The organism is Actinacidiphila yeochonensis CN732 (assembly GCF_000745345.1).
Lineage (GTDB): Bacteria > Actinomycetota > Actinomycetes > Streptomycetales > Streptomycetaceae > Actinacidiphila > Actinacidiphila yeochonensis.
Genome location: NZ_JQNR01000005.1, coordinates 2,882,983 through 2,905,346 on the forward strand (window position 1 = coordinate 2,882,983; position 22,364 = coordinate 2,905,346).

Genomic DNA, 22,364 nt, shown 5'->3' on the forward strand with positions numbered 1-22,364 from the left:
GGAATAATCTGGGGCCGGTCGCACGCCGTTCACGCGCGCACCTCCGGTCCCGGCCCGCCGCCCGCCGTACCGCGGGCCAGCCGGAAGGTCTCTCGGGCGATCTCCCACTCCTCGTCAGTGGGCACCACGGCGACGGCCACCCGGCTCCCAGGAGCGGAGACCAGCCGGGAGCCGGACGCGCGCACCGCGTTGCGCACGGTGTCCAGCTCGATGCCCAACTGCTCCAGGCCGGCCGTGGCCGCCGCCCGTACCGCCGCCGAGTTCTCGCCCACGCCCGCGGTGAACACCACCGCGTCCACCCGGCCCAGCACCGCGCTGAACGCGCCCACGTAGCGGCGCAGCCGGTGGACGTAGACGTCGAAGGCGAGCTGGGCGGCCTCGTCGCCCTCGCTCATCCGGCGGCCGATCTCCCGCATGTCGTTGTCCCCGCACAGGCCCAGCAGCCCGGACCGCTTGTTCAGCAGGGTGTCCAGGTCCTCCGTGCCCATCCCGGCGACCCGGGCCAGGTGGAGCGGCACCGCCGGGTCGATGTCGCCGGAGCGGGTGCCCATCACCAGGCCCTCCAGCGGCGTCATCCCCATCGAGGTGTCCACGCACACCCCGCCGCGCAGCGCCGAGGCCGAGGCGCCGTTGCCCAGGTGCAGCACGATCATGTTCACCTCGGACGGGTCCCGGCCCAGCAGCCGGGCGGTCGCCCGCGAGACGTAGGAGTGGGAGGTGCCGTGGAAGCCGTAGCGGCGCACCCCGTACCGGTCGGCCACGGCGGTGTCGATCGCGTACCGGGCCGCGGCCTCCGGGATGGTGGCGTGGAACGCGGTGTCGAAGACGGCCACCTGCGGCAGGTCCGGGCGCAGCCTCCGGGCCACCCTGATGCCGGCGAGGTTGGCCGGGTTGTGCAGCGGCGCCAGCGGCACCAGCGCCTCGATGCCGGCCAGCACCTCGTCGGTGACCAGCACCGGCCCGGTGAACCGGGTGCCGCCGTGCACCACCCGGTGGCCCACCGCGGCCAGCTCCGGCGAGTCCAGCCCGAGGCCCCGCCCGGCCAGCTCCCGTGCCACCTCCTCCAGCGCCTCCGCGTGCCCGGGCACGCCGCCCGGCTCGCCGATCCGCTCCACGGCGCCGGCCGTCAGCCGCCGCCCGCCGCTCTCGGGACCGGCGTCGTCGGCGGTACCGGCCGCCATGTCGATCAGCTGGTACTTCACCGAGGACGACCCCGAGTTCAGCACCAGCACCCGGCTCGGCTCGCCGCCCGCCGCCGTGCCGCCGTCCGCGCGGTCCGTGCCGTCGCTCACGCCTCGTCCTCCTGCGCCTGGATCGCGGTGATCGCGACCGTGTTCACGATGTCCTGCACCAGTGCCCCGCGCGAGAGGTCGTTGACCGGCTTGCGCAGCCCCTGGAGGACCGGGCCGACCGCGACCGCGCCCGCCGAGCGCTGCACCGCCTTGTACGTGTTGTTGCCGGTGTTCAGGTCCGGGAAGACCAGCACCGTGGCCTGGCCGGCGACCTCGCTGCCCGGCAGCTTCGTCGCGGCCACCACCGGGGAGACCGCCGCGTCGTACTGGATCGGCCCCTCCACCAGCAGGTCGGGCCGCCGCACCCGCACCAGCTCGGTGGCCGCGCGGACCTTGTCCACGTCCGCGCCCGAGCCGGAGGTGCCCGTCGAGTACGACAGCATCGCCACCCGCGGCTGCACGCCGAACCGGGAGGCGGTGCCCGAGGCCTGGATCGCGATGTCCGCCAGCTGCTCGGCGTCCGGGTCCGGGATGACCGCGCAGTCGCCGTAGACCAGCACCCGGTCGGCCAGGCACATGAAGAACACCGAGGACACGATCGACGCGTCCGGCCGCGTCCTGATCACCTCGAAGGCCGGCCGCACGGTGGCCGCCGTGGAGTGCACCGCGCCCGAGACCATGCCGTCGGCCAGGCCCTGCTCCACCATCAGCGTGCCGAAGTACGACACGTCCGCGACCACGTCGTGGGCCAGCTCAAGGGTGACCCCCTTGTGGGCGCGCAACTCGGCGTAGCGGGCGGCGAACCGTTCCCGCAGCGGCGAGGTCTGCGGGTCCACCAGGGTCACCGCCGGGTCGTCCAGCGCGATGCCGAGGTCGGCGGCCCGCTTGCGGATCGCGTCCTCCTCGCCGAGCAGCACCAGGTCGCACACGCCGCGGCGCAGCAGCACCTCGGCGGCCCGCAGGATGCGCTCCTCGGTGCCCTCCGGCAGCACGATCCGCCGCCGCGCGGCGCGGGCCCGCTCCAGCAGGGCGTGCTCGAACATCATCGGCGTGACCCGCGCCGAGCGCGCCACCGACAGCCGCTCGGTGAGGTCGGCGGTGGCCACGTGCGTCTCGAACAGGCCCAGCGCCGTCTCCGCCTTGCGCGGGGTGTCCGCGTCCAGCCGGCCGTCCAGCCCGAACAGCTCCGCCGCGGTCGGGAACGACCCCGAGGGCACCGACAGCACCGGCGTGCCCGGGGCGAGCCGGGAGGCCAGCGCCAGGACCTGCTCGCCGGGCCGCTCGTCCAGGGTGAGCAGCACGCCCGCGATGGGCGGCGCCCCGGCCGAGTGCGCCGCGAGGGCGCCCACGATCAGGTCGGCCCGGTCGCCCGGGGTGACCACCACGCAGCCCGGGGTCAGCGCGGGCAGGAACGCCGGCAGCATCGCGCCGCCGAAGACGAAGTCCATCGCGTCCCGGGACAGGCCGGCGTCGTCGCCGAGCAGCACCTGCGCGTCCAGCGCCTCCACGATCTGCCGGACCGTCGGGGCGGACAGCGCCTTCTCGTCCGGCAGGACGTACACCGGCAGGTCCAGGGTGCGGTCCAGCTGCTCGCGGATCGCCTCGGCCTGGTCCGGGGCCACCCGGTTGGCGATCATGGCGATCACGTCGCAGCCGAGGTTGGTGTACGCGTGCACCGCGTTGCGGACCTCGGCGACCACGGACTGCGCCTCCTGGTCGCGCCCGCCTATCACCGGCAGCACCGACGCGCCGCACTCGTTCGCCAGCCGGGCGTTCACCCCCAGCTCGGCCGGCAGGTTGGTGTTGGCGAAGTCCGAGCCGAGGATCAGCACCGTGTCGTACTCCGCGGCCACCCGCAGGTAGCCCTCCACCAGCCGCGCGGTGAGCGCCGCCTGGCCCTGCTCCGCCTGGAGCGTCGCGGCCTCCGCGTACCCCAGGCCGAAAACGGTCGATTCGTCCTGGGTGAGCCGGTAGCGGCTGCGCAGCAGCTCGAAGATGCGGTCGGGGGCGTCATGGACGAGCGGCCGGTAGACACCCACCCTGTCGACCTGCCGGGTCAGCAGCTCCATCACGCCGAGCTCGACGACCTGCCGGCCGTCCCCGCGGCCGATCCCTGTGACATAGACGCTGCGCGTCACCCCGGTGCTCCGTCCGTTTCCATCGCCTGATCTCCACTCCGGCGGCGCTCCGCACCGCCGCGCCGCCCGGGGCCGGCTCGGGCCGCGGAGGCGTACGCACCCATGACGCTAACGCCCTCCGCGGGCGCGTGCCCGACGAGGTCCCCACTGGCCGGCTCCCGCCCCGGACCGCCGCCCGCCCGTCGCCGTCCTGCCACCGCCGCGCCACCGCACGGCCGCCGGCCTCGCCGGGCCCGCCCCGGCCGGTGCCCGGTCCGCGCCGCCGACCCGGGGGCGGGCGTCCCCGGGTCGGCGCGGCGGGTGCCGCCGAAGGGGCCCCCGGGCACGTAGAGTGAGGGAGAGGTGACGGATGGCGGCGGCTCGCGGCGGACGGCGCGGAACGGGGGCGGCGGGGACCGGAGCATGCCGCGGCGGGTGACGGGGAAGGCGGGGGGCGGAAGGAGCGCGGGAGCATGCAGGTCCTGGCCACCGGGGTGCGGCGTGACGAGCGGCCGCTGCTGGAGCGCGCCTTCGCGCCCCGCCACGAGGTGCGCTGCGTCGAGGCGCCGCTGACCGAGGAGACGCTGCCGCTGGCCGCCGGGTTCGAGGCGGTGTCCACCGGGGTCAGCGCGGTGCTCGACGCCCCCGCCCTGGAGGCCCTGGTGCGCGGCGGCACCCGGCTGGTCACCCAGCGCTCCACCGGCCACAACAACATCGACCTCGCCCACGCCGAGCGGCTGGGCCTGACCGTCGCCCGCGTCACCGGGTACTCCCCGTACTCGGTGGCCGAGTTCGCGTGGACGCTGGCGGCCGCCGTCAACCGGAGGATCGTCCGCTCCGTCGCCCGAACCAGGGACGCCGACACCCGGCTCGACGGGCTGCTCGGCCGGGACTTCCACGGCCGCACCGCAGGGGTGGTCGGCACCGGCCGGATCGGTTCGGCGTTCGCCGCCATCGCCCGCGGCTTCGGCATGAAGCTGCTGGGCTGGGACATCGAGGTGGACCCCGGGTGCCAGGAGATGGGCCTGGAGTACGTCGAACTCGACCGGCTGCTGCGGGAGTCCGACCTGGTCAGCCTGCACGTGCCGCTGATGCCCTCCACCCACGGCCTGATCGGCGCGCGCCGGCTGGCGGAGATGAAGGAGGGCGTGCTGCTGGTCAACACCAGCCGCGGCGCCCTGGTCGACACCGCCGCGCTGGCCGAGGCGCTGGCCACGGGGCGGGTCGGCGGCTTCGGTATGGACGTGTACGAGGAGGAGGCCGGTCCGGCCCTGGACCCGCGCTTCCACCGGGCGGCGGCCGCCGCCGGAGCCGACGGCCCGGACGGCGACGGGGACGGGGAGAGGGACGACAACCTGTCGCCCCTGCTCGTCTTCGACCAGGTCCTGGTCACCTCGAACCAGGCATACTTCACGGTCGACGCGCTGGAGGAGATCGCCGCCGCGACCGTCCGGAATGTGGACGACTATCTTGCGGGCAGGATCACCGAGTGCACGCTGATCCCGAAGTCCCCGTGACGCGGACGTTTCGTCCACCGCACACCTGGAGGCACCCTTCATGCGCATCGGAGTCCTCACCGCCGGCGGCGACTGCCCCGGCCTCAACGCCGTCATCCGATCCGTGGTGCACCGCGCGGTGTCCGGCCACGCCGACGAGGTGATCGGCTTCGAGGACGGTTTCGTCGGGCTGCTGGAAGGCCGCTTCCGCGAGCTGGACCTCAACTCCGTCAGCGGCATCCTGGCCCGCGGCGGCACCATCCTCGGCTCGGCCCGGCTGGAGCGGGCGCGGCTGCGGGAGGCCGCCGACAACGCCGACGACCTGTGCTCCCGCTACGGCATCGACGTACTCATCCCGATCGGCGGCGAGGGCACCCTCACCGCCGCCCGGATGCTCTCCGAGGCCGGCATGCCGGTGGTGGGCGTGCCGAAGACCATCGACAACGACATCAGCGGCACCGACCGCACCTTCGGCTTCGACACCGCCGTCACCGTGGCCACCGAGGCCATCGACCGGCTGCAGACCACCGCCGAGTCCCACCAGCGGGTGATGGTGGTGGAGGTGATGGGACGGCACGCCGGGTGGATCGCGCTGGAGGCCGGGATGGCCAGCGGCGCCCACGGCATCTGCGTCCCCGAACGGCCCTTCGACCCGGCCGACCTGGTGCACATGGTCGAGAAGCGGTTCGCCCGCGGCAAGCGGTTCGCGGTGGTCTGCGTCGCCGAGGGCGCCCACCCGGCCAAGGACACCATGGACTACGGGGTCGGCGAGATCGACAAGTTCGGCCACGAGCGGTTCCAGGGGATCGGCACCACCCTCGCCATCGAGCTGGAGGCCCGGCTCGGCAAGGAGGCCCGCCCGGTCATCCTCGGCCACGTCCAGCGCGGCGGCGTGCCCACCCCGTACGACAGGGTGCTGGCCACCCGCTTCGGCTGGCACGCGGTGGAGGCCGCGCACAGCCGCTCCTTCGGCCACATGACGGCCCTGCACGGCACCCGGATCACCATGGTGCCGCTCGCGGACGCCGTCACCCACCTCAAGACGGTGCCCGAGAACCGCATGGAGGAGGCCGAGTCGGTCTTCTGACGGCCCGCCCGTCCGGTCCCGCCCGTCCGGTCCCGCCCGTCCGGTCCCGCCCGTCCGGTCCCGCCCGTCCCGGTCCCGCTCTCCGAGGAGCGGGACCGGGACCGCCGGCGACGGGGGTGAGTCAGGCGGACCGGCGCAGCCAGAGCGTGGCCAGCGGCGGCAGCGTCAGCGCGATGCTGTGCCGGCGGCCGTGCCAGGGCGCCGGCTCGCTCTTGACCGGCCCGTCCAGGACCACGCCGCTGCCGCCGTAGCGGGTCTCGTCGGTGTTCAGCACCGGCGTCCACAGCCCCTCGGGGCAGCCGATCCGGTACTCCCGCCGCACCACCGGCGAGAGGTTGCTGACCACCAGCAGGGGCTGCCCGGCGGTGTCGAGGCGCAGGAACGAGAAGGTGTTGTCGTCGGCCGCGCCGCCGTCGATCCACGAGAAGCCGGCCGGGTCGGTGTCCAGCTGCCACAGCGCGGGCGTGGCCCGGTACACCGCGTTGAGCTCGGCGACCAGGTCGCGCACCCCGCGGTGGTCGGCCGCCGCGCCGTACCCGTCGGCCACCAGCCCCCAGTCCGGGCCGCTGTCGTGGGACCACTCCGCGCCCTGCGCGAACTCCTGCCCCATGAAGAGCAGCTGCTTGCCGGGGTGGGCCCACATGAAGCCCAGGTAGGCGCGGTGGTTGGCGCGCCGCTGCCACCAGTCGCCGGGCATCTTCTCCACCAGCGCCCGCTTGCCGTGCACCACCTCGTCGTGCGAGATCGGCAGCACGTAGTTCTCGCTGTAGGCGTAGACCATCGAGAACGTCATCTCGTCGTGGTGGTACCTGCGGTGCACCGGCTCGTGCGCCATGTACTCCAGCGAGTCGTGCATCCAGCCCATGTTCCACTTCAGACCGAAGCCGAGGCCGCCGAAGCCGGTGTGGCCCACCAGGTGGGTGGCGCGGGTGACGCCGTCCCAGGCCGTGGACTCCTCGGCGATGGTCACCACGCCGGGGCAGCGCCGGTAGACGGTCGCGTTCATCTCCTGGAGGAAGGCCACCGCGTCGAGGTTCTCCCGGCCGCCGTAGGCGTTGGGCGCCCAGTCGCCGCCCTCCCGCGAGTAGTCGAGGTAGAGCATCGAGGCGACCGCGTCCACCCGCAGTCCGTCGATGTGGAACTCCTCGCACCAGTACACGGCGTTGGCGACGAGGAAGTTGCGCACCTCGGTCCGGCCGAAGTCGAACTCCAGGGTGCCCCAGTCCGGGTGCTCGGCCCGGCGCGGGTCGGCCGGCTCGTACAGCGGCTCGCCGTCGAACCGGGCCAGCGCCCAGTCGTCCTTCGGGAAGTGCGCCGGCACCCAGTCCATGATCACGCCGACCCCGGCCCGGTGCAGCGCGTCCACCAGGAACCTGAAGTCGTCCGGCGAGCCCAGCCGCGAGGTCGGGGCGTAGTAGGAGGTGACCTGGTACCCCCACGACCCGCCGAACGGGTGCTCCGCCACCGGCATCAGCTCGACGTGGGTGAAGCCCAGCTCCCGGACGTACGCGGGCAGCTGCTCGGCGAGTTCGCGGTACCCCAGGCCCGGCCGCCACGAGGCCAGGTGCACCTCGTAGACGGAGAACGGGGCCCGGTGCACGGGCGTGTCCGCGCGGTGCGCCATCCACTCCGCGTCGCCCCAGGCGTACGAGGACTCGGTGACGACGGAGGCGGTGGCCGGCGGCACCTCGGTGGAGCGGGCCATCGGGTCGGCCTTCATCACCCGGGAGCCGTCGGGCCGGGTGATCTCGAACTTGTAGACGGTGCCGGGCCCGACCCCGGGCACGAACAGCTCCCACACGCCCGAGGAGCCCAGCGAACGCATCGGGTGCGCGGTGCCGTCCCAGTACGTGAAGTCCGCCGCCAGCCGCACCCCGCGGGCGTTGGGCGCCCACACCGCGAACCGGGTGCCGGCCACCCCGCCGTGCTCCGTGGCCTGGGAGCCCAGCACCTTCCACAGCTGCTCGTGCCGGCCCTCCCCGATCAGGTGCAGGTCCAGCTCGCCCAGCGAGGGCAGGAACCGGTACGGGTCGTCCACCACGTGCTCGCCGTCGTCGTACCCGACCGCCAGCCGGTACGAGCCGGGGACGGCGGGCAGCGGCAGCAGCGCGGAGAAGAGCCCGTCGCCCTCGGCCGCCAGTTCCGCGCGCTGCCCGTCGGTCCCGTCCTGCCCGTCCAGCCCGCCCAGGAGCACCGCCACCGAGCGGGCGAACGGCCGCAGCGCCCGCACCCGGACCCCGCCCGGCTCCTGGTGCGCGCCGAGCAGCGCGTGCGGGTCGTGGTGCGAGCCGTCGAGCAGGCGGCGGCGGTCCCCGTCGGCGAGGGCGCCGGGCACGGCGGCCCCCGCCTCGGCCCCCGCCTCGGCCGCGCCGTCCGGTCCGGCGGTGCCCGTCGCGTTCGTCGGGGTCGCCGTGCCCGTCGCGTTCGCCGGGGCGGCGGGCGGCTGGGCCGCGGACCAGGCCGGGGGAGCGGACCGCTGCTCGGGTCGCTGGGCCGCCGCACTCCCCGGCTGCCCGGCCGCTGAGGGGGCGTCGGAGGGCAGCCGGGGGCGGCTGTGCGGCCGCGCCGGGTCGAGCGGGCGCTCCCGGTCCGGCCCGGACGCCGGCCCCCGCTCGGGGTCCCGCCCCCGCTCGGGTTCCCGTGCGCCGGGGCGCGCCGGGGCCGGAGCCGCCTGCGGCCGCGCCTCGGGGGCCGGGGCCGGGGCCGGAGCGCCGTCCGCCGCGGCCGGCTGCTGCTGCGGCGCGGTGCCGGAGGCCGCGGGGTGGCGGGTGGTGGCGTCGTAGCCGCGCGCCGCCGCCTCGGAGGTGGTGCCCGAGGGAAGGGCGGTCGGGCGGTGCTGGTCGGGAGGGACGGTCACGGGAGGAGCCTCCTCGAACGGGATCGGGAGCGGCGGGGAGCGGGCGCCGCCGAGGGTCGGCGGCCGCCGGGGCGGTGGCGCCGGCCCGCGGCGGTCACCCCGCCGAGGTCGCCAGCCGGGCCAGGGCGGACAGCGGGATGGGGAGCCACGCGGGCCGGTGCCGGGCTTCGTAGCGGGCCTCGTAGATCGCCTTGTCGGTCTCGAAGGCCCGTATCAGTACCGGCTGTTCACGCGGGTCGGTGCCCGCGACGGCCGCGTAGCCGGAGCAGAAGGCGTCCCGGTGCGGCGGGGCCCAGGGGCCGTTGGCGCTGTGGTGCGCGGCGTAGTCGAAGGAGCGCAGCATGCCCGCGACGTCCTGCACCGGCGGGGCCGGGCGGCGGCGTTCGGCCAGCGGCCGGGCCGGCTCGCCCTCGAAGTCGATGAGCATCCACGCCCCGTCCGGGCCGCGCAGCGCCTGGCCGAGATGGAGGTCGCCGTGCACCCGCTGGGCGGTCACCGCCCCGCCGGGGCCGCCGCCGGCGCCGAGCTTGGCCAGGTCGTCGAAGGCCGAGCGCAGCGCGGCGGCGTACGGGCGGACGGCCGGCACCTCGGCCGCGGTGTCCTCCAGCCGCCGCGTCATCGCCGCGGCCGCCCGTTCCAGCGCGGCGCCGTCCAGCCGCCTCACCGGCAGCGCCTCGGCCAGCGCCCGGTGCACCTCCGCGGTGGCCGCGCCCAGCGCCGCCGCCTCGGCCCGGAAGTCGCCGTCCTCGGCCACCGACGCCAGGGCCAGCGCCCAGCCGTCGGCCGAGCCGGGCAGGAACCGCTGGAGCACGCCCAGCGTGGTCGGCTCGCCGTCTCCCCCGCCGTCTCCGTCGCCCGGCGCGGAGGTGTCCTCGGCGGGCAGCGCCTCGAACCACGCCACCGGCTCGGCCACCCGGCGCGAACCGGCGCGGGCCAGCGCCAGCGACAGCTCCAGGTCCGGGTTGGTGCCGGGCGAGACCCGGCGGAACAGCTTGAGGATGTACGCGTCGCCGTACACCACCGACGTGTTGGACTGCTCGGCGGTGGACACCCTCGGCGTCAGGCCCGGGGGGAACTCGGCCGACGGCTCGGTGGTGAAGCGCAGCCGCCCGCTGCGGCCGGGCAGCCGCAGCCGCTCCAGCAGCAGCGCGGCCAACCGCGGGTCGTGCGGCGCGTCGTAGAGGGTCAGCCCGTCGTAGGGGCCGCCGACCGCCGGTCCGAGCGCGGCCCGCACCAGCGCGGAGGGCAGCAGCGGGTGGGCGCCCAGCAGCAGCTGGTAGCAGTCCGGCGGCCGGCCGGGCTGCTCCACGTCGACCAGGAGGTGCAGCAGGCCGAGCGGGCCGAGTCGGCCACCCGGGGGAACGAGTTCGGTGGCGGCCGCCAGCCGGAAGCCGCCGATGGGCAGCCCCTTGCCGGCGAACCAGCGCTGCCGGGGCAGCCAGCCGCGCAGCAGGGGATCGAGGGAGCGCAGCAGGCCGGGGACGAGGTCGCGGCCGGCGACGGGGGGCACACGGGTCCAGGAGCTGTCCGACATGGCGTCCTTTCCCCTGGGAGTCGCGCCCGCACCGCGACCAGCGGCGGGGGCGCCAGCCTCCCGGATGGCGGGTTCGGGCTGTCCGGCGACACGGGGAGCCTGCCCCGGGCGGGTGACAGGAAACCGCCGTACGGGCTGCTGCGGGCCGTCGGGTTACCAAGGATCGTGCCCGAGGTGCGGGAGGCCCGCACCTCGGGCACGGACTCGTCGCGGCCCTGCCGGACGGGCCGCCGCCGGGGGGCCGGTCAGCCGGCCCCCCGATCCGTCAGGACGGGTCCTTGCGCAGCCGGAACCAGTAGAAGCCGTGCCCCGCCAGGGTCAGCAGGTACGGCAGCCGGCCGATGGCGGGGAAGCGCACCCCGCCGATCAGCTCCACCGGGTGGCGGCCCTCGAACTGCGGCAGGTCCAGCTCGGTGGGCTGGGCGAACCGGGAGAAGTTGTTGACGCACAGCACCAGGTCGTCGCCGTACTCGCGCAGGAACGCCAGCACCGCCGGGTTGCTGGAGGGCAGTTCGGTGTAGGACCCCAGGCCGAACGCCCGGTTCTGCTTGCGGATCTCGATCATCCGCCGGGTCCAGTGCAGCAGCGAACTGGGCGAGCTGGTCTGCGCCTCCACGTTGGTGACCTGGTAGCCGTAGACCGGGTCCATGATCGTCGGCAGGTACAGCCGGCCCGGGTCGCTGGAGGAGAAGCCGGCGTTGCGGTCCGGGGTCCACTGCATCGGGGTGCGCACCCCGTCCCGGTCGCCGAGCCAGATGTTGTCGCCCATGCCGATCTCGTCGCCGTAGTAGAGGATCGGCGAGCCGGGCAGGGACAGCAGCAGCGCGGTGAACAGCTCGATCTGGTTGCGGTCGTTGTCCAGCAGCGGGGCCAGCCGGCGGCGGATGCCGATGTTCGCGCGCATCCGCGGATCCTTGGCGTACTCCGCGTACATGTAGTCGCGCTCCTCGTCGGTGACCATCTCCAGGGTCAGCTCGTCGTGGTTGCGCAGGAAGATGCCCCACTGGCAGTTGCCCGGGATCGCCGGGGTCTTGGCCAGCACCTCGGAGACCGGGTAGCGCGACTCGCGGCGCACCGCCATGAAGATCCGCGGCATCACCGGGAAGTGGAACGCCATGTGGCACTCGTCGCCGCCGCGGCTGTAGTCGCCGAAGTAGTCGACCACGTCCTCGGGCCACTGGTTGGCCTCGGCGAGCAGCACGGTGTCCGGGTAGTTCGCGTCGATCTCCCGCCGCACCCGCTTGAGGAACTCGTGGGTGGCCGGCAGGTTCTCGCAGTTGGTGCCCTCCTTCTGGTACAGGTACGGCACCGCGTCCAGCCGGAACCCGTCGATGCCCAGGTCCAGCCAGAACTTCAGGGCGGCCAGGATCTCCTCCTGCACCTGCGGGTTCTCGTAGTTGAGGTCCGGCTGGTGGGAGAAGAACCGGTGCCAGTAGTACTGCTTGCGGACCGGGTCGAAGGTCCAGTTCGACGTCTCGGTGTCGACGAAGATGATCCGGGCGTCCGGGTAGCTCTTGTCGTCGTCCGCCCAGGTGTAGTAGTCGCCGTAGGGCCCGTCGGGGTCGCTGCGGGACGCCTGGAACCACGGGTGCTGGTCGCTGGTGTGGTTCATGACGAAGTCGATGATGACGCGCATGCCGCGCTGGTGGGCGGCGTCCACGAACTCCACGAAGTCGGCGAGGTCGCCGAACTCCGGCAGGACGGCGGTGTAGTCCGAGACGTCGTAGCCGCCGTCGCGCAGCGGGGAGGCGAAGAACGGCGGCAGCCAGAGGCAGTCGACCCCGAGCCACTGCAGGTAGTCCAGCTTCGCGGTGATGCCCTTCAGATCCCCGACACCGTCGCCGTTGCTGTCCTGGAAGGAGCGGACGAGGACTTCGTAGAACACCGCCCGTTTGAACCAGTCGGGGTCGCGGTCCTTGGCCGGTGTGTCCGCGAAGGTGTCAGGGACGGGTTCGTTGACGATCAACTGAGTGACCCTCCGATCGATGGAGACGGTCGCAGCGACATGATGTGCGCGGGCGCACGGCCCGGTTCCAGGCGCACATAGTTGTCCCTGCCCCAGTGGTAGGTGTCGCCGGTGAGCTCGTCGCGCACCGGGAACGACTCGTGCCAGGAGAGGCCGAGTTCCGGCATGTCCAACGAGACGGTCGCCTCCTGGGTGTGGTACGGGTCCAGGTTGGCGACCACCAGGATCACGTCGTCGCCGCTGCGCTTGGAGAACGCCAGCAGCGAACCGTTGTCCACCGGGTGGAACGCGATGTCGCGCAGTTGCCGGAGCGCCGGGTGACGGCGCCGGAGCCGGTTGAGCGTGGTGATCAGCGGGGCCAGCGAGCGCCCCTCGGCCTCGGCCCGGGACCAGTCCCGCGGCCGCAGCTGGTACTTCTCGGACTCGGCGTACTCCTCGCTGCCCGGGTGGGCCGGCACGCCTTCGCACAGCTCGAAGCCGGCGTACATCCCCCAACTGGGGGAGAGGGTCGCCGCCAGCACCGCCCGGACCTCGAAGGCGGCCCGGCCGCCCTGCTGGAGGTAGGCGTGCAGGATGTCGGGGGTGTTCACGAACAGGTTGGGCCGCATCCAGGCGGCGGTGTCCCGGCTGAGCTCGCGCGCGTACTCCGCCAGCTCCTCCTTGCCGGTACGCCAGGTGAAGTAGGTGTACGACTGCTGGAAGCCGATCTTGCCCAGGGTGCTCATCATGGCGGGGCGGGTGAACGCCTCGGCCAGGAAGATCACGTCCGGGTCGGTGCGGTTGATGTCGGCGATCACCTTCTCCCAGAAGACCACCGGCTTGGTGTGCGGGTTGTCGACGCGGAAGATCCGCACCCCGTGCCCCATCCAGTGCCGCAGCAGCCGCAGCGTCTCCCGGACGATGCCGCCGAAGTCCCGGTCGAAGGCGAGCGGGTAGATGTCCTGGTACTTCTTCGGCGGGTTCTCCGCGTACGCGATCGAGCCGTCCGCCCGGTGCGCGAACCACTCCGGGTGCTTCTCCACCCACGGGTGGTCCGGGGAGCACTGGAGCGCGAAGTCCAGCGCCACCTCCAGGCGCAGCTCCCGGGCCCGCGCCACGAAGTAGTCGAAGTCCGCCAGGGTGCCCAGGTCCGGGTGGACGGCGTCGTGGCCGCCCTCGGCCGAGCCGATCGCCCACGGCGAGCCGACGTCGTCCGGGCCGGCTGTCAGGCTGTTGTCGCGGCCCTTGCGGAAGGCGGTGCCGATCGGGTGGATCGGCGGCAGGTACACCACGTCGAAGCCCATCGCGGCCACCGCCGGCAGCCGGTCGGCCGCGGTGCGGAAGGTGCCCGGCCGCAGGGTGCCGTCGGCCCGCTCCACGGCGCCCTCGGAGCGCGGGAAGAGCTCGTACCAGGAGCCGAACAGCGCCCGCTCCCGCTCCACCTGGAGCGGCATCGGACGGGAGGCGCTGACGAGTTCGCGCAACGGGTGACGGTCCAGCACCGCCACCACCTCGGGCGCCAGCGCCGCCGCGTGCCGGGCCGCCGGCTGCCGCGCGGTGTCCCGCAGCGCGTCCACCGCGGCCAGCACCACCGGGCGCCCGTCGTTCTTCGGCACCCCGGAGGCGGCCCGCTCGTACAGCTGCGCGCCCTCGGCGAGCACCAGCTCGGTGTCGATGCCCGCCGGGACCTTGATCCCCGCGGTGTGCCGCCAGGTGGCCACCGGGTCCGACCACGCCTCCACCGTGTACGTCCAGCGCCCCTCGGCCGTCGGGGTGACCCGCGCCCCCCAGCGGTCGGTGCCCGGCGCCAGCTCCCGCATCGGCGTCCACGGCCCGGAGCGGCCGGCCGCGTCGCGCAGCACCACGTTGGCGGCGACGGCGTCATGGCCCTCGCGGAAGACCGTCGCGGTCACCTGGAAGGTCTCGCCGACCACCGCCTTGGCCGGGCGGCGGCCGCAGTCGACGACGGGCTGGACGTCGAGGACGGGAATACGACCGATCATTGCCTCACCTGACAACTCGCACGGCGGATGGAGACCCCCGCTCTTTTTAACTGTTCTTGGCCGAACCGGCTCGCTCGCGCCGGCCGGCCGGGAGGGGTTCACCCGGCCGGCTGACGAGCCGATCGTTGCCCGCCGGGAGCCTGCCCACCCATCGACGCGGGAACCCGCCGCCTGACGACCGTTCGGGAGCGCGCGCCCGGGCGCGCGCCCCGTCACGGGCGGCCGGACCGGCCTGCGCCGGACCGGCCGAACCGCCGGTGGGGGCATCGCGCCGGTCGGCGCATCGCGTCGCCCGTCCGCGCCCCGCAACGCGCCCCGGCGCACACCCGAAAGGGTGAATGCCACCGGAGGGCTCCAACGGGCCGCGGACGTTTCCGGCCACCGGCCCCGCGAGGTCCGCCGCCGTCCGCCCCGCCCCGCCGCGGCGCCCCGGCACCGCCCCGCGCCCGCACCCGCGCGGGCTGTTTCCCGGCGGCCCCCGACCGCCCCCCGACCGCCGCCCGGCCGCCGAACTCCCGTCGCGCCCCCGCCCCGCACCGGGTCCCGCACCGGCTCCGTACCGGTCCGCGGCCCGTCCCACGCCCGTGCCGCGCCCGTCCCGGCCGTCGTCAGGGGGACCTGCCGCGCGCCCCCGGACGTGCCGGCGGCGCACGGGACGGCGCCCGCCGCCACCCGGCCGTACGCCGTCACCCCCGTGAGCCGCCGTTAGCGCGTTTGGAGCCAAAGATCGTGGACAGCGCCCCCGGGCCCCCGCCCGGCCCGGCTACGGTCGACGGCGTGAAGGCTATCCGTCGATTCACCGTGCGCACCGTCCTGCCGGAACCCCTGCGCCCGCTGGGGGACCTGGCCCGCAACCTCCGCTGGTCCTGGCACCAGGAGACGAGGGAGCTGTTCCGCAGCGTCGACCCCGAGGGCTGGCAGGCGGCGCAGGGAGACCCGGTCCGGCTGCTCGGCTCGGTCGCCAAGGAGCGGCTGACCGCCCTCGCCGCCGACCGCCGCTTCCTGCGCCGGCTCGCCGCCGCCGCCGAGGACCTGGCCGACTACACCGCCGGCCCGCGCTGGTACCAGGAACGCGCCGACCAGGACGAGCTGCCCTCCGCCATCGCCTACTTCTCCCCGGAGTTCGGCATCACCTCGGCCCTGCCGCAGTACAGCGGCGGCCTGGGCATCCTCGCCGGGGACCACCTCAAGACCGCCAGCGACCTCGGCGTACCGATCATCGGCGTCGGGCTGCTCTACCGGCACGGCTACTTCCGCCAGAGCCTGTCGCGGGAGGGCTGGCAGCAGGAGCACTACCCCGTCCTCGACCCCAACTCCATGCCGCTGGCGCCGCTGCGCGAGCCCGACGGCTCGCCCGCCGCCGTCACCCTGCACCTCACCGGCGGCCGGACGCTGACCGCCCGCGTGTGGACCGCCCAGGTCGGACGGGTCCCGCTGCTGCTGCTCGACTCCGACACCGAGGCCAACGAACCCGCCGAACGCGACGTCACCGACCGCCTCTACGGCGGCGGCAGCGAGCACCGGCTGCTCCAGGAGATGCTGCTGGGCATCGGCGGGGTCCGGGCGGTACGCGCCTACTGCCGGATCACCGGCCACCCCGAACCCGAGGTCTTCCACACCAACGAGGGCCACGCCGGCCTCCTCGGCCTGGAGCGGATGCGCGAACTCGCCCAGGACGGACTCGACTTCGACGCCGCCCTGGAGGCCGTGCGGGCCGGCACCCTCTTCACCACCCACACCCCCGTACCCGCCGGCATCGACCGCTTCGACCGCGACCTGGTCGCCCGCCACCTCGGGGACGGCGGCGAGCTGCCCGGCGTCGACATCGGCCGGGTGCTGGAACTGGGCCGCGAGACCCAGCCCGGCGGCGACCCCCGCCTGTTCAACATGGCCGTCATGGGCCTGCGGCTGGCCCAGCGCGCCAACGGCGTCTCCACCCTGCACGGCGCGGTCAGCCGGGGCATGTTCGCCGGCCTGTGGCCCGCCTTCGACCCCGAGGACGTGCCCATCACCTCCGTCACCAACGGCGTGCACGCCCCCACCTGGGTCGCGCCCGAGGTGCAGCGCCTGGGCAGCACCCCCTTCGGCGCCCCGTGGACGGAGGACGCGCTGGCCACCGGCGGCACCGACCGCTGGGCGGCGCTCGCCGACGTCCCCGACGCCGAGCTGTGGGAGCTGCGCCGCACCCTGCGCGAACAGCTCGTCGCCGACGTCCGCCGGCGGCTGCGCGCCTCCTGGCGGCAGCGCGGGGCCGGCGACGCCGAACTGGGCTGGACCGACCACGTCCTGGACCCCGACGTGCTCACCATCGGCTTCGCCCGCCGGGTGCCGTCCTACAAACGGCTCACCCTGATGCTGCGCGACCGCGAACGGCTCACCTCGCTGCTGCTCCACCCCGAGCGGCCGATCCAGATCGTGGTGGCCGGCAAGGCCCACCCCGCCGACGACGGCGGCAAGCGCCTGGTGCAGGAACTGGTCCGGTTCACCGACGACCCCCGGGTGCGGCACCGCGTCGTCTTCCTGCCCGACTACGACATGCGGATGGCCCGGCTGCTCTACCCGGGCTGCGACGTGTGGCTCAACAACCCGCTGCGCCCGCTGGAGGCGTGCGGCACCTCGGGCATGAAGGCCGCGCTGAACGGCTGCCTCAACCTCTCGGTCCGCGACGGCTGGTGGGACGAGTGGTACGACGGCGAGAACGGCTGGGCGATCCCCACCGCCGACGGCATCGCCGACGAGGACCGCCGCGACGAGGTGGAGGCCGCCGGGCTCTACGACCTGATCGAGCACCAGGTCGCGCCCCGCTTCTACGACACCGCCGACGCCGGGCTGCCGCAGCGCTGGCTGCGCATGGTGCGGCACACCCTGGCCACGCTGGGCCCGAAGGTGCTGGCCAGCCGGATGGTGGCCGAGTACGTCGACCGGCTCTACACCCCGGCCGCCCGCTCGCACCGCGCGCTGCGCGGCCCGGCCGCGGCCGAGCTCGCCCAGTGGAAGGCCCGGGTGCGCCGGCACTGGCCCCAGGTGGCCGTCGCCCACGTGGAGACCGCCTTCGACGGGGACGCCGCCGACGGCGCGCCGGAGCTGGGCGCCACGCTCACCCTGCGCGCGCAGGTGGCGCTGGGCGGGCTGGACCCGTCCGACGTCGACGTGCAGCTGGTGTCGGGCCGGGTGGACGCCGGGGACCGGATCACCGCCCCGGCCGCGGTCTCGTTGAAGGCCGCCGCGGTGAGCGACACCTCCGGGCGGTACGCCTACGAGGGTCCGCTCAGCCTCTACCGGACGGGCGCCTTCGGCTACACCGTCCGGGTGAGGCCGTCCCACCGGCTGCTCGACGACCCGGGCGAGATGGGCCTGGTGGCCTTCCCGGCCGAGTCGCAGGGCATGACCGGGGGCGTACTGCGCTGAGCGGCCCGCCGGGTTCCGGGCCCCGCCGGGTTCCGGCGGGGCCCGGGCCGGGCACGGCGGCGGCCGGAGCACGGCGGGAGGGCCCGCACCGCGGTGGCGGTGCGGGCCCTCCCGTGGGTACCGCCGGGGCGCCCGCGCGAGGGCCCGGGGGACGTCCTCAGGCGTTGGTGGTGACGGTGCGGATGTTCTCCGCCTGCGGGCCCTTGTGGCCCTGGGTGACGTCGAACTCCACCTTCTGCCCCTCCAGCAGCTCCCGGTAGCCGGTGGCCTGGATGTTGGAGTAGTGGGCGAAGACGTCGGAGCCGCCGCCGTCCTGCTCGATGAAGCCGAAGCCCTTTTCCGAGTTGAACCACTTCACGGTTCCGGTTGCCATATCCCTCTCCTACGGGTCTTGCGGGTGGTGCGGGGTTTCCAGATCCGCACTGTACGGAATCGGGCGCTCATGGATGATCACCCCACACCGGATTAAACCGTCAAAAAGTATTCGGGCGCTCCTCGATCACCCGCCCGGGTGGCCCCATCCGCGTCCGCGCGGGCCGCGGCCGGGCGCGCCGGAGCGTGCGCGGCCGGGCGTGTCGGGGGCGTGCGCGCCGTGCGTCGGGTGTGCCGCACGGCCCGCGCGCCGGATGCCGCCCGGCGTGTCGGCCGCGCAGGTCAGGGGCATGGCCGAAAGGGGGCCTCGGCGGCGGGAAAACCAGGTGAGGGCTGTCACAGGGTGCCCTTAGTGTCGGCGGGTGACCTCAGCCATCCATGACCCCAGCCCGCCCGGAAGCGCCCATCGCTCCACCGTCCGCTCCCTCGCGCGCCTGTGGCCGTTCGTCAGACCGGTGCGCGGGCGGCTCGTGTCGTCCGCCGTGGTGGCGGTGGTCGCGTCGTCCATGTCGCTGCTGATCCCGCTGGTGCTGAAGTGGATGGTGGACGGCCCGGTGCAGGACCGGGACCCGGGCGGCGTGTGGCTCGGCGGCGGCCTCCTGCTGCTGCTGGGGCTGGTGGAGGCGGCCCTCTTCGGCCTGCGGCGCTGGCTGGTGGCGCGCCCGCTGGCCGGGGTCGAGGCCGAGATGCGCCGCCGGCTGTACGTCCGGCTGCAGCGGCTCCCCGTGGAGTTCCACGACCGCTGGGCGTCGGGGCAGTTGCTCTCCCGGGCCACCACCGACCTCCAGGTGCTGCGGATGTTCCTGGCGTTCCCGCTGGTGTTCCTGGCCGTCAACGCCGCCACCGTGGCCATCGGGTTCGCCATCCTGTTCACCCAGTCGTGGCCGCTCGGCCTGGTGCTGCTGGCCCCGGCCGTGCCGCTGGGGGTGCTGTGCTCGTACTTCGAGACCCGCTACGCGCTGGCCGCCCGCCGCGCCCAGGACCAGGCCGGCGACCTCACCACGCTGGTCGAGGAGTCGGTGCTGGGCATCCGGATCATCAAGGCGTTCGGCCGCCACCGGAACCAGGCCGACGCCTACCGCCGGCAGACCCGCGAGCTGTGGCGCACCGAGATCCACAAGGCCCGGCTGCTGTCCAACATCTGGTCCGTCATCATGGCGCTGCCGGAGGTGGCGATCGGCGCCGCGCTGCTCTTCGGCTCGCTGCGGGTCGCCGACGGGCGGCTGTCGGCCGGCACCCTGGTGGCGTTCCTGTCCACCGCCCTCGCGCTGCGCTGGCCGGTGGAGTCCATCGGCTTCCTGCTCGCCATGAGCAACGAGGCCGCCACCGCGGCCGACCGCTACTTCGAGGTGCTGGACACCCCGGTGCCGGCCGACCCGCCGCCCACCGCGGGCTCCACCGGCGCCGACGGCGTCCGCATGGAGGGTGTCCGGTTCCGCTATCCGGACGCGCCGGCCGAGGCGCCGGAACTCCTCTCCGGCGTCGACCTGCACATCCGCTCCGGCGAGACGATGGCCCTGGTGGGCGCGACCGGCAGCGGCAAGACCACGCTGACCGCGCTGCTGCCCCGGCTGCACGGCGCCACCGCCGGCCGGATCACCCTCGACGGCGCCGACACCGCCGTGCTGCCCGCCGACGACCTGCGCGCGATGATCGCCGTCGCCTTCGAGGAGCCCACCCTCTTCTCGGCCACCGTGCGGGAGAACGTCGCCATGGGCGCCGGCCCGGAGGGCGCCGACGAGGAGGCGGTGCGCCGGGCGCTGGCCGTGGCGCAGTGCGACTTCGTCGACCGCCTCCCCAAGGGCCTGGACACACAGGTCGGCGAGCAGGGGCTCAGCCTCTCCGGGGGCCAGCGGCAGCGGCTGGCGCTGGCCCGGGCGGTCGTCGGGCGGCCGTCGTTCCTCGTCCTGGACGACCCGCTGTCCGCGCTCGACGTGCACACCGAGGCCCGGGTGGAGACGGCGCTGCGCGACGTGCTGCGGGAGACCACGGCCCTGGTCGTCGCCCACCGGCCGTCCACGGTGATGCTCGCCGACCGCGTCGCGCTGCTGTCCGGAGGGCGGATCACCGCCGTCGGCACGCACGCCGAACTCCTGCGGGAGAGCGCGGAGTACCGCCACCTGATGTCGGGCGAGGACCGCGACCCCGGTGCGCACCCGGAGGCGGAGCGCGAGGACCGCTCGGCGGCCGAGCCGGACCTCACCGGGACCGCACCGGCCGCCGGCACGGAAGCCCGGACCGCACCGGCCGCCGAGCCGCATACCGAGACCGCACCGGCCGAGCCGCACGCCGGCCGCGCCGCGCTGGAAGGGAGCGACGCCCGATGACGTCCGTGGCTCAGCAGAACGGGCAGCGCGAGGGGAACGAACGCGACGGGGACCGCCCGTCCCCCGAGGAGGCGGCGCCGACCGCGCCCGACCCCGGAGAGGCGGAGGGCGGCCCCGACGACCCCTTCGCCCAGGACGTGCTGCCCGCGCCCCGCAACGCCCAGGCCGCGCTGCTGCGTTCGCTGCTCACCCCGTACCGCGCGAGGGTCTGCCTGGCCAGCGTGCTGCTGCTGGTCCAGCAGGCGGCCGTACAGGTCGGCCCGCTCCTGGTGGCGTACGCGATCGACCGCGGCATCCCCGCCGTGCGCGACGGACGGCACGGTCCGCTCATCGCCGCCGCCCTCGCCTACATCGGCTGCGGGCTGGCCTCCGGCGGCCTCCAGAACGCGTTCATCCGCACCGCCGCCCGGGTCAGCCAGGACGTGCTGGTCGAGCTGCGCGGCCGGATCTTCCGCCACGCCCAGCAGCTCAGCCTCGACTTCCACGAGCGCTACACCTCCGGCCGGCTGATCGCCCGCGCCACCTCCGACGTCGAGTCCATCCGCGAGCTCCTCAACGACGGCCTCGACGAACTCGTCGAGGTGGTGCTCTCGGCGGTCTACATCACCGCCGTGCTGGTCTTCCTCGACTGGCGCCTCGGGCTGGTCACCCTGGTCTCCTACCTGCCGCTGGCCGCGGCCATCAGCCGCTTCCGGCGCCGCTCGATGGTCGCCTACCGCAAGCGCTCCACCGCCAACGCGGCCGTGATCGTCAAGTTCACCGAGACGATGAACGGCATCCGCCCGGTCAAGGCGTTCCGCCGGGAGCGCCCCAACGAGGAGGAGTTCGGCGCCCTCAACGACGAGCAGTACCAGGCCAACGGCGACGCGATCCTGGAGATGGCCCGGTACGTCGTCAGCTCCCGGCTGATCGCCAACGTGACCATCGCCGGCATCGTGCTGTGGGGTGCCTACCGGGTGGCGGGCGGCGGGATGGAACTGGGCGTGCTGGCCGCGTTCGTGCTGTACCTGCGGCGGCTGTACGACCCGATCGACCAGCTGGGGATGTTCCTCAACTCCTACCAGTCCGCCGCCGCCTCGCTGGAGAAGATCGCCGGTCTGCTGGCCCAGCGCCCCACCGTGCCCGCGCCCGAGCAGCCGGTGCCGCTGCCGGTCCGCGCCGCCGACGGGCCGGCCGGCCGGGAGGTCGTCTTCGAGGGCGTCCGCTTCGCCTACCGGACCGGCGGCGACGTGCTCCCGGTCTTCGACCTGCGGGTGCCGGCCGGGCAGACCGTCGCGGTGGTCGGCGCCACCGGCGCCGGCAAGTCCACCCTCGCCAAGCTGCTGGCCCGCTTCTACGACCCCACCGACGGCCGGGTGCTGCTCGACGGGGTGCCGCTGTGCGACCTGGACCCGGCCGAACTGCGCGGCGGGGTGGTCATGGTGACCCAGGAGGCGTTCCTCTTCTCCGGCACCGTGGCCGACAACATCACCATCGGCCGCCCCGACGCCACCCGCGAGGAGGTGGAGGCCGCCGCGAAGGCGATCGGCGCGCACGACTTCATCGCCGCCCTGCCCGACGGCTACGACACCGACGTGCGCAAGCGCGGCGGCCGGATCTCCGCCGGGCAGCGCCAACTGGTCGCCTTCGCCCGGGCGCTGCTGGCCGACCCGGCCGTACTCATCCTGGACGAGGCCACCTCCTCGCTCGACGTGCCCGGCGAGCGGGCGGTGCAGCACGCCATGGCCACGGTGCTGCACGGTCGGACGGCGGTCGTCATCGCGCACCGCCTGTCCACGGTGGAGATCGCCGACCGGGTGCTGGTGATGCGCGACGGCCGCGTCGTCGAGGACGGCACCCCCGCCGAACTCATCGCGGGCGAGGGCCACTTCGCCGGCCTCCACCAGGCCTGGCGGGACAGCCTGGTGTGACCCGCTGCGGTGCGGGGCGGCACACCGGCCGGCCGTCCCGCACCGCCGCACCGGGAGGGACGAGGACGGGCCCGTG

The 22,364-nt window shown here is 74.6% G+C and carries 12 protein-coding genes; 5 read left to right on the plus strand and 7 right to left on the minus strand.

Translation table 11 applies throughout. The features are described 5' to 3' along the window. Window positions 1–29 precede the first annotated feature (29 nt). Window positions 30–1,292 carry an acetate kinase gene (locus tag BS72_RS24055; protein WP_051951594.1) on the minus strand — a complete coding sequence of 421 codons (1,263 nt, stop codon included), beginning with the start codon at window positions 1,290–1,292 and terminating at the stop codon, window positions 30–32. Then, window positions 1,289–3,370: a phosphate acetyltransferase gene (gene pta / locus BS72_RS24060; protein WP_037913482.1), complete on the minus strand. Its 2,082-nt coding sequence runs from the start codon at window positions 3,368–3,370 to the stop codon at window positions 1,289–1,291. Before pta ends, BS72_RS24055 begins: the two co-directional genes overlap by 4 nt. A gap of 452 nt (window positions 3,371–3,822) precedes the next feature. Between pta and BS72_RS24065 the strand changes: the two genes are divergently transcribed. Together BS72_RS24065 and BS72_RS24070 are read left to right on the plus strand one after the other, a co-directional pair. After that, entirely contained in the window at window positions 3,823–4,866 is a 1,044-nt protein-coding gene (locus BS72_RS24065; protein ID WP_037913484.1) for an NAD(P)-dependent oxidoreductase, read from the plus strand. A 40-nt stretch (window positions 4,867–4,906) separates the two neighbouring features. Next, the gene (locus tag BS72_RS24070) at window positions 4,907–5,932 is read left to right on the plus strand and encodes an ATP-dependent 6-phosphofructokinase (RefSeq protein ID WP_037913486.1); all 1,026 of its coding nucleotides are present in this window, start codon (window positions 4,907–4,909) and stop codon (window positions 5,930–5,932) included. Window positions 5,933–6,053: 121 nt separating this feature from the next. On the opposite strand, the gene glgB is transcribed toward BS72_RS24070, so the two are convergent. The 4 genes from glgB to BS72_RS24090 form a co-directional block, all read right to left on the minus strand. Beyond that, window positions 6,054–8,789 carry a 1,4-alpha-glucan branching enzyme gene (gene glgB / locus BS72_RS24075; protein ID WP_078901597.1) on the minus strand — a complete coding sequence of 912 codons (2,736 nt, stop codon included), beginning with the start codon at window positions 8,787–8,789 and terminating at the stop codon, window positions 6,054–6,056. A gap of 94 nt (window positions 8,790–8,883) precedes the next feature. Beyond that, entirely contained in the window at window positions 8,884–10,323 is a 1,440-nt protein-coding gene (locus BS72_RS24080; RefSeq protein ID WP_037913488.1) for a maltokinase N-terminal cap-like domain-containing protein, read from the minus strand. Between the two features lie 265 nt (window positions 10,324–10,588). Beyond that, the gene (gene treS, locus BS72_RS24085; RefSeq protein ID WP_037913490.1) at window positions 10,589–12,289 is read right to left on the minus strand and encodes a maltose alpha-D-glucosyltransferase; all 1,701 of its coding nucleotides are present in this window, start codon (window positions 12,287–12,289) and stop codon (window positions 10,589–10,591) included. Further along, on the minus strand, window positions 12,286–14,271 hold the full coding sequence (locus BS72_RS24090; protein WP_037913491.1) for an alpha-1,4-glucan--maltose-1-phosphate maltosyltransferase: 1,986 nt from the start codon (window positions 14,269–14,271) through the stop codon (window positions 12,286–12,288). Before BS72_RS24090 ends, treS begins: the two co-directional genes overlap by 4 nt. Before the next feature lie 777 nt (window positions 14,272–15,048). On the opposite strand from BS72_RS24090, the gene glgP reads away from it, so the two are divergent. Beyond that, window positions 15,049–17,679: an alpha-glucan family phosphorylase gene (gene glgP / locus BS72_RS24095; protein WP_037913494.1), complete on the plus strand. Its 2,631-nt coding sequence runs from the start codon at window positions 15,049–15,051 to the stop codon at window positions 17,677–17,679. A gap of 157 nt (window positions 17,680–17,836) precedes the next feature. Here glgP and BS72_RS24100 read toward each other — a convergent pair whose 3' ends face one another. Beyond that, window positions 17,837–18,052: a cold-shock protein gene (locus BS72_RS24100; protein WP_037913497.1), complete on the minus strand. Its 216-nt coding sequence runs from the start codon at window positions 18,050–18,052 to the stop codon at window positions 17,837–17,839. A gap of 505 nt (window positions 18,053–18,557) precedes the next feature. Here BS72_RS24100 and BS72_RS24105 point away from each other — a divergent pair. Beyond that, on the plus strand, window positions 18,558–20,378 hold the full coding sequence (locus BS72_RS24105) for an ABC transporter ATP-binding protein (RefSeq protein ID WP_232792665.1): 1,821 nt from the start codon (window positions 18,558–18,560) through the stop codon (window positions 20,376–20,378). Further along, complete coding sequence (locus tag BS72_RS24110) at window positions 20,375–22,288, plus strand: ABC transporter ATP-binding protein (RefSeq protein ID WP_037913500.1); 1,914 nt, start codon at window positions 20,375–20,377, stop codon at window positions 22,286–22,288. Before BS72_RS24105 ends, BS72_RS24110 begins: the two co-directional genes overlap by 4 nt. Window positions 22,289–22,364: the final 76 nt, after the last annotated feature.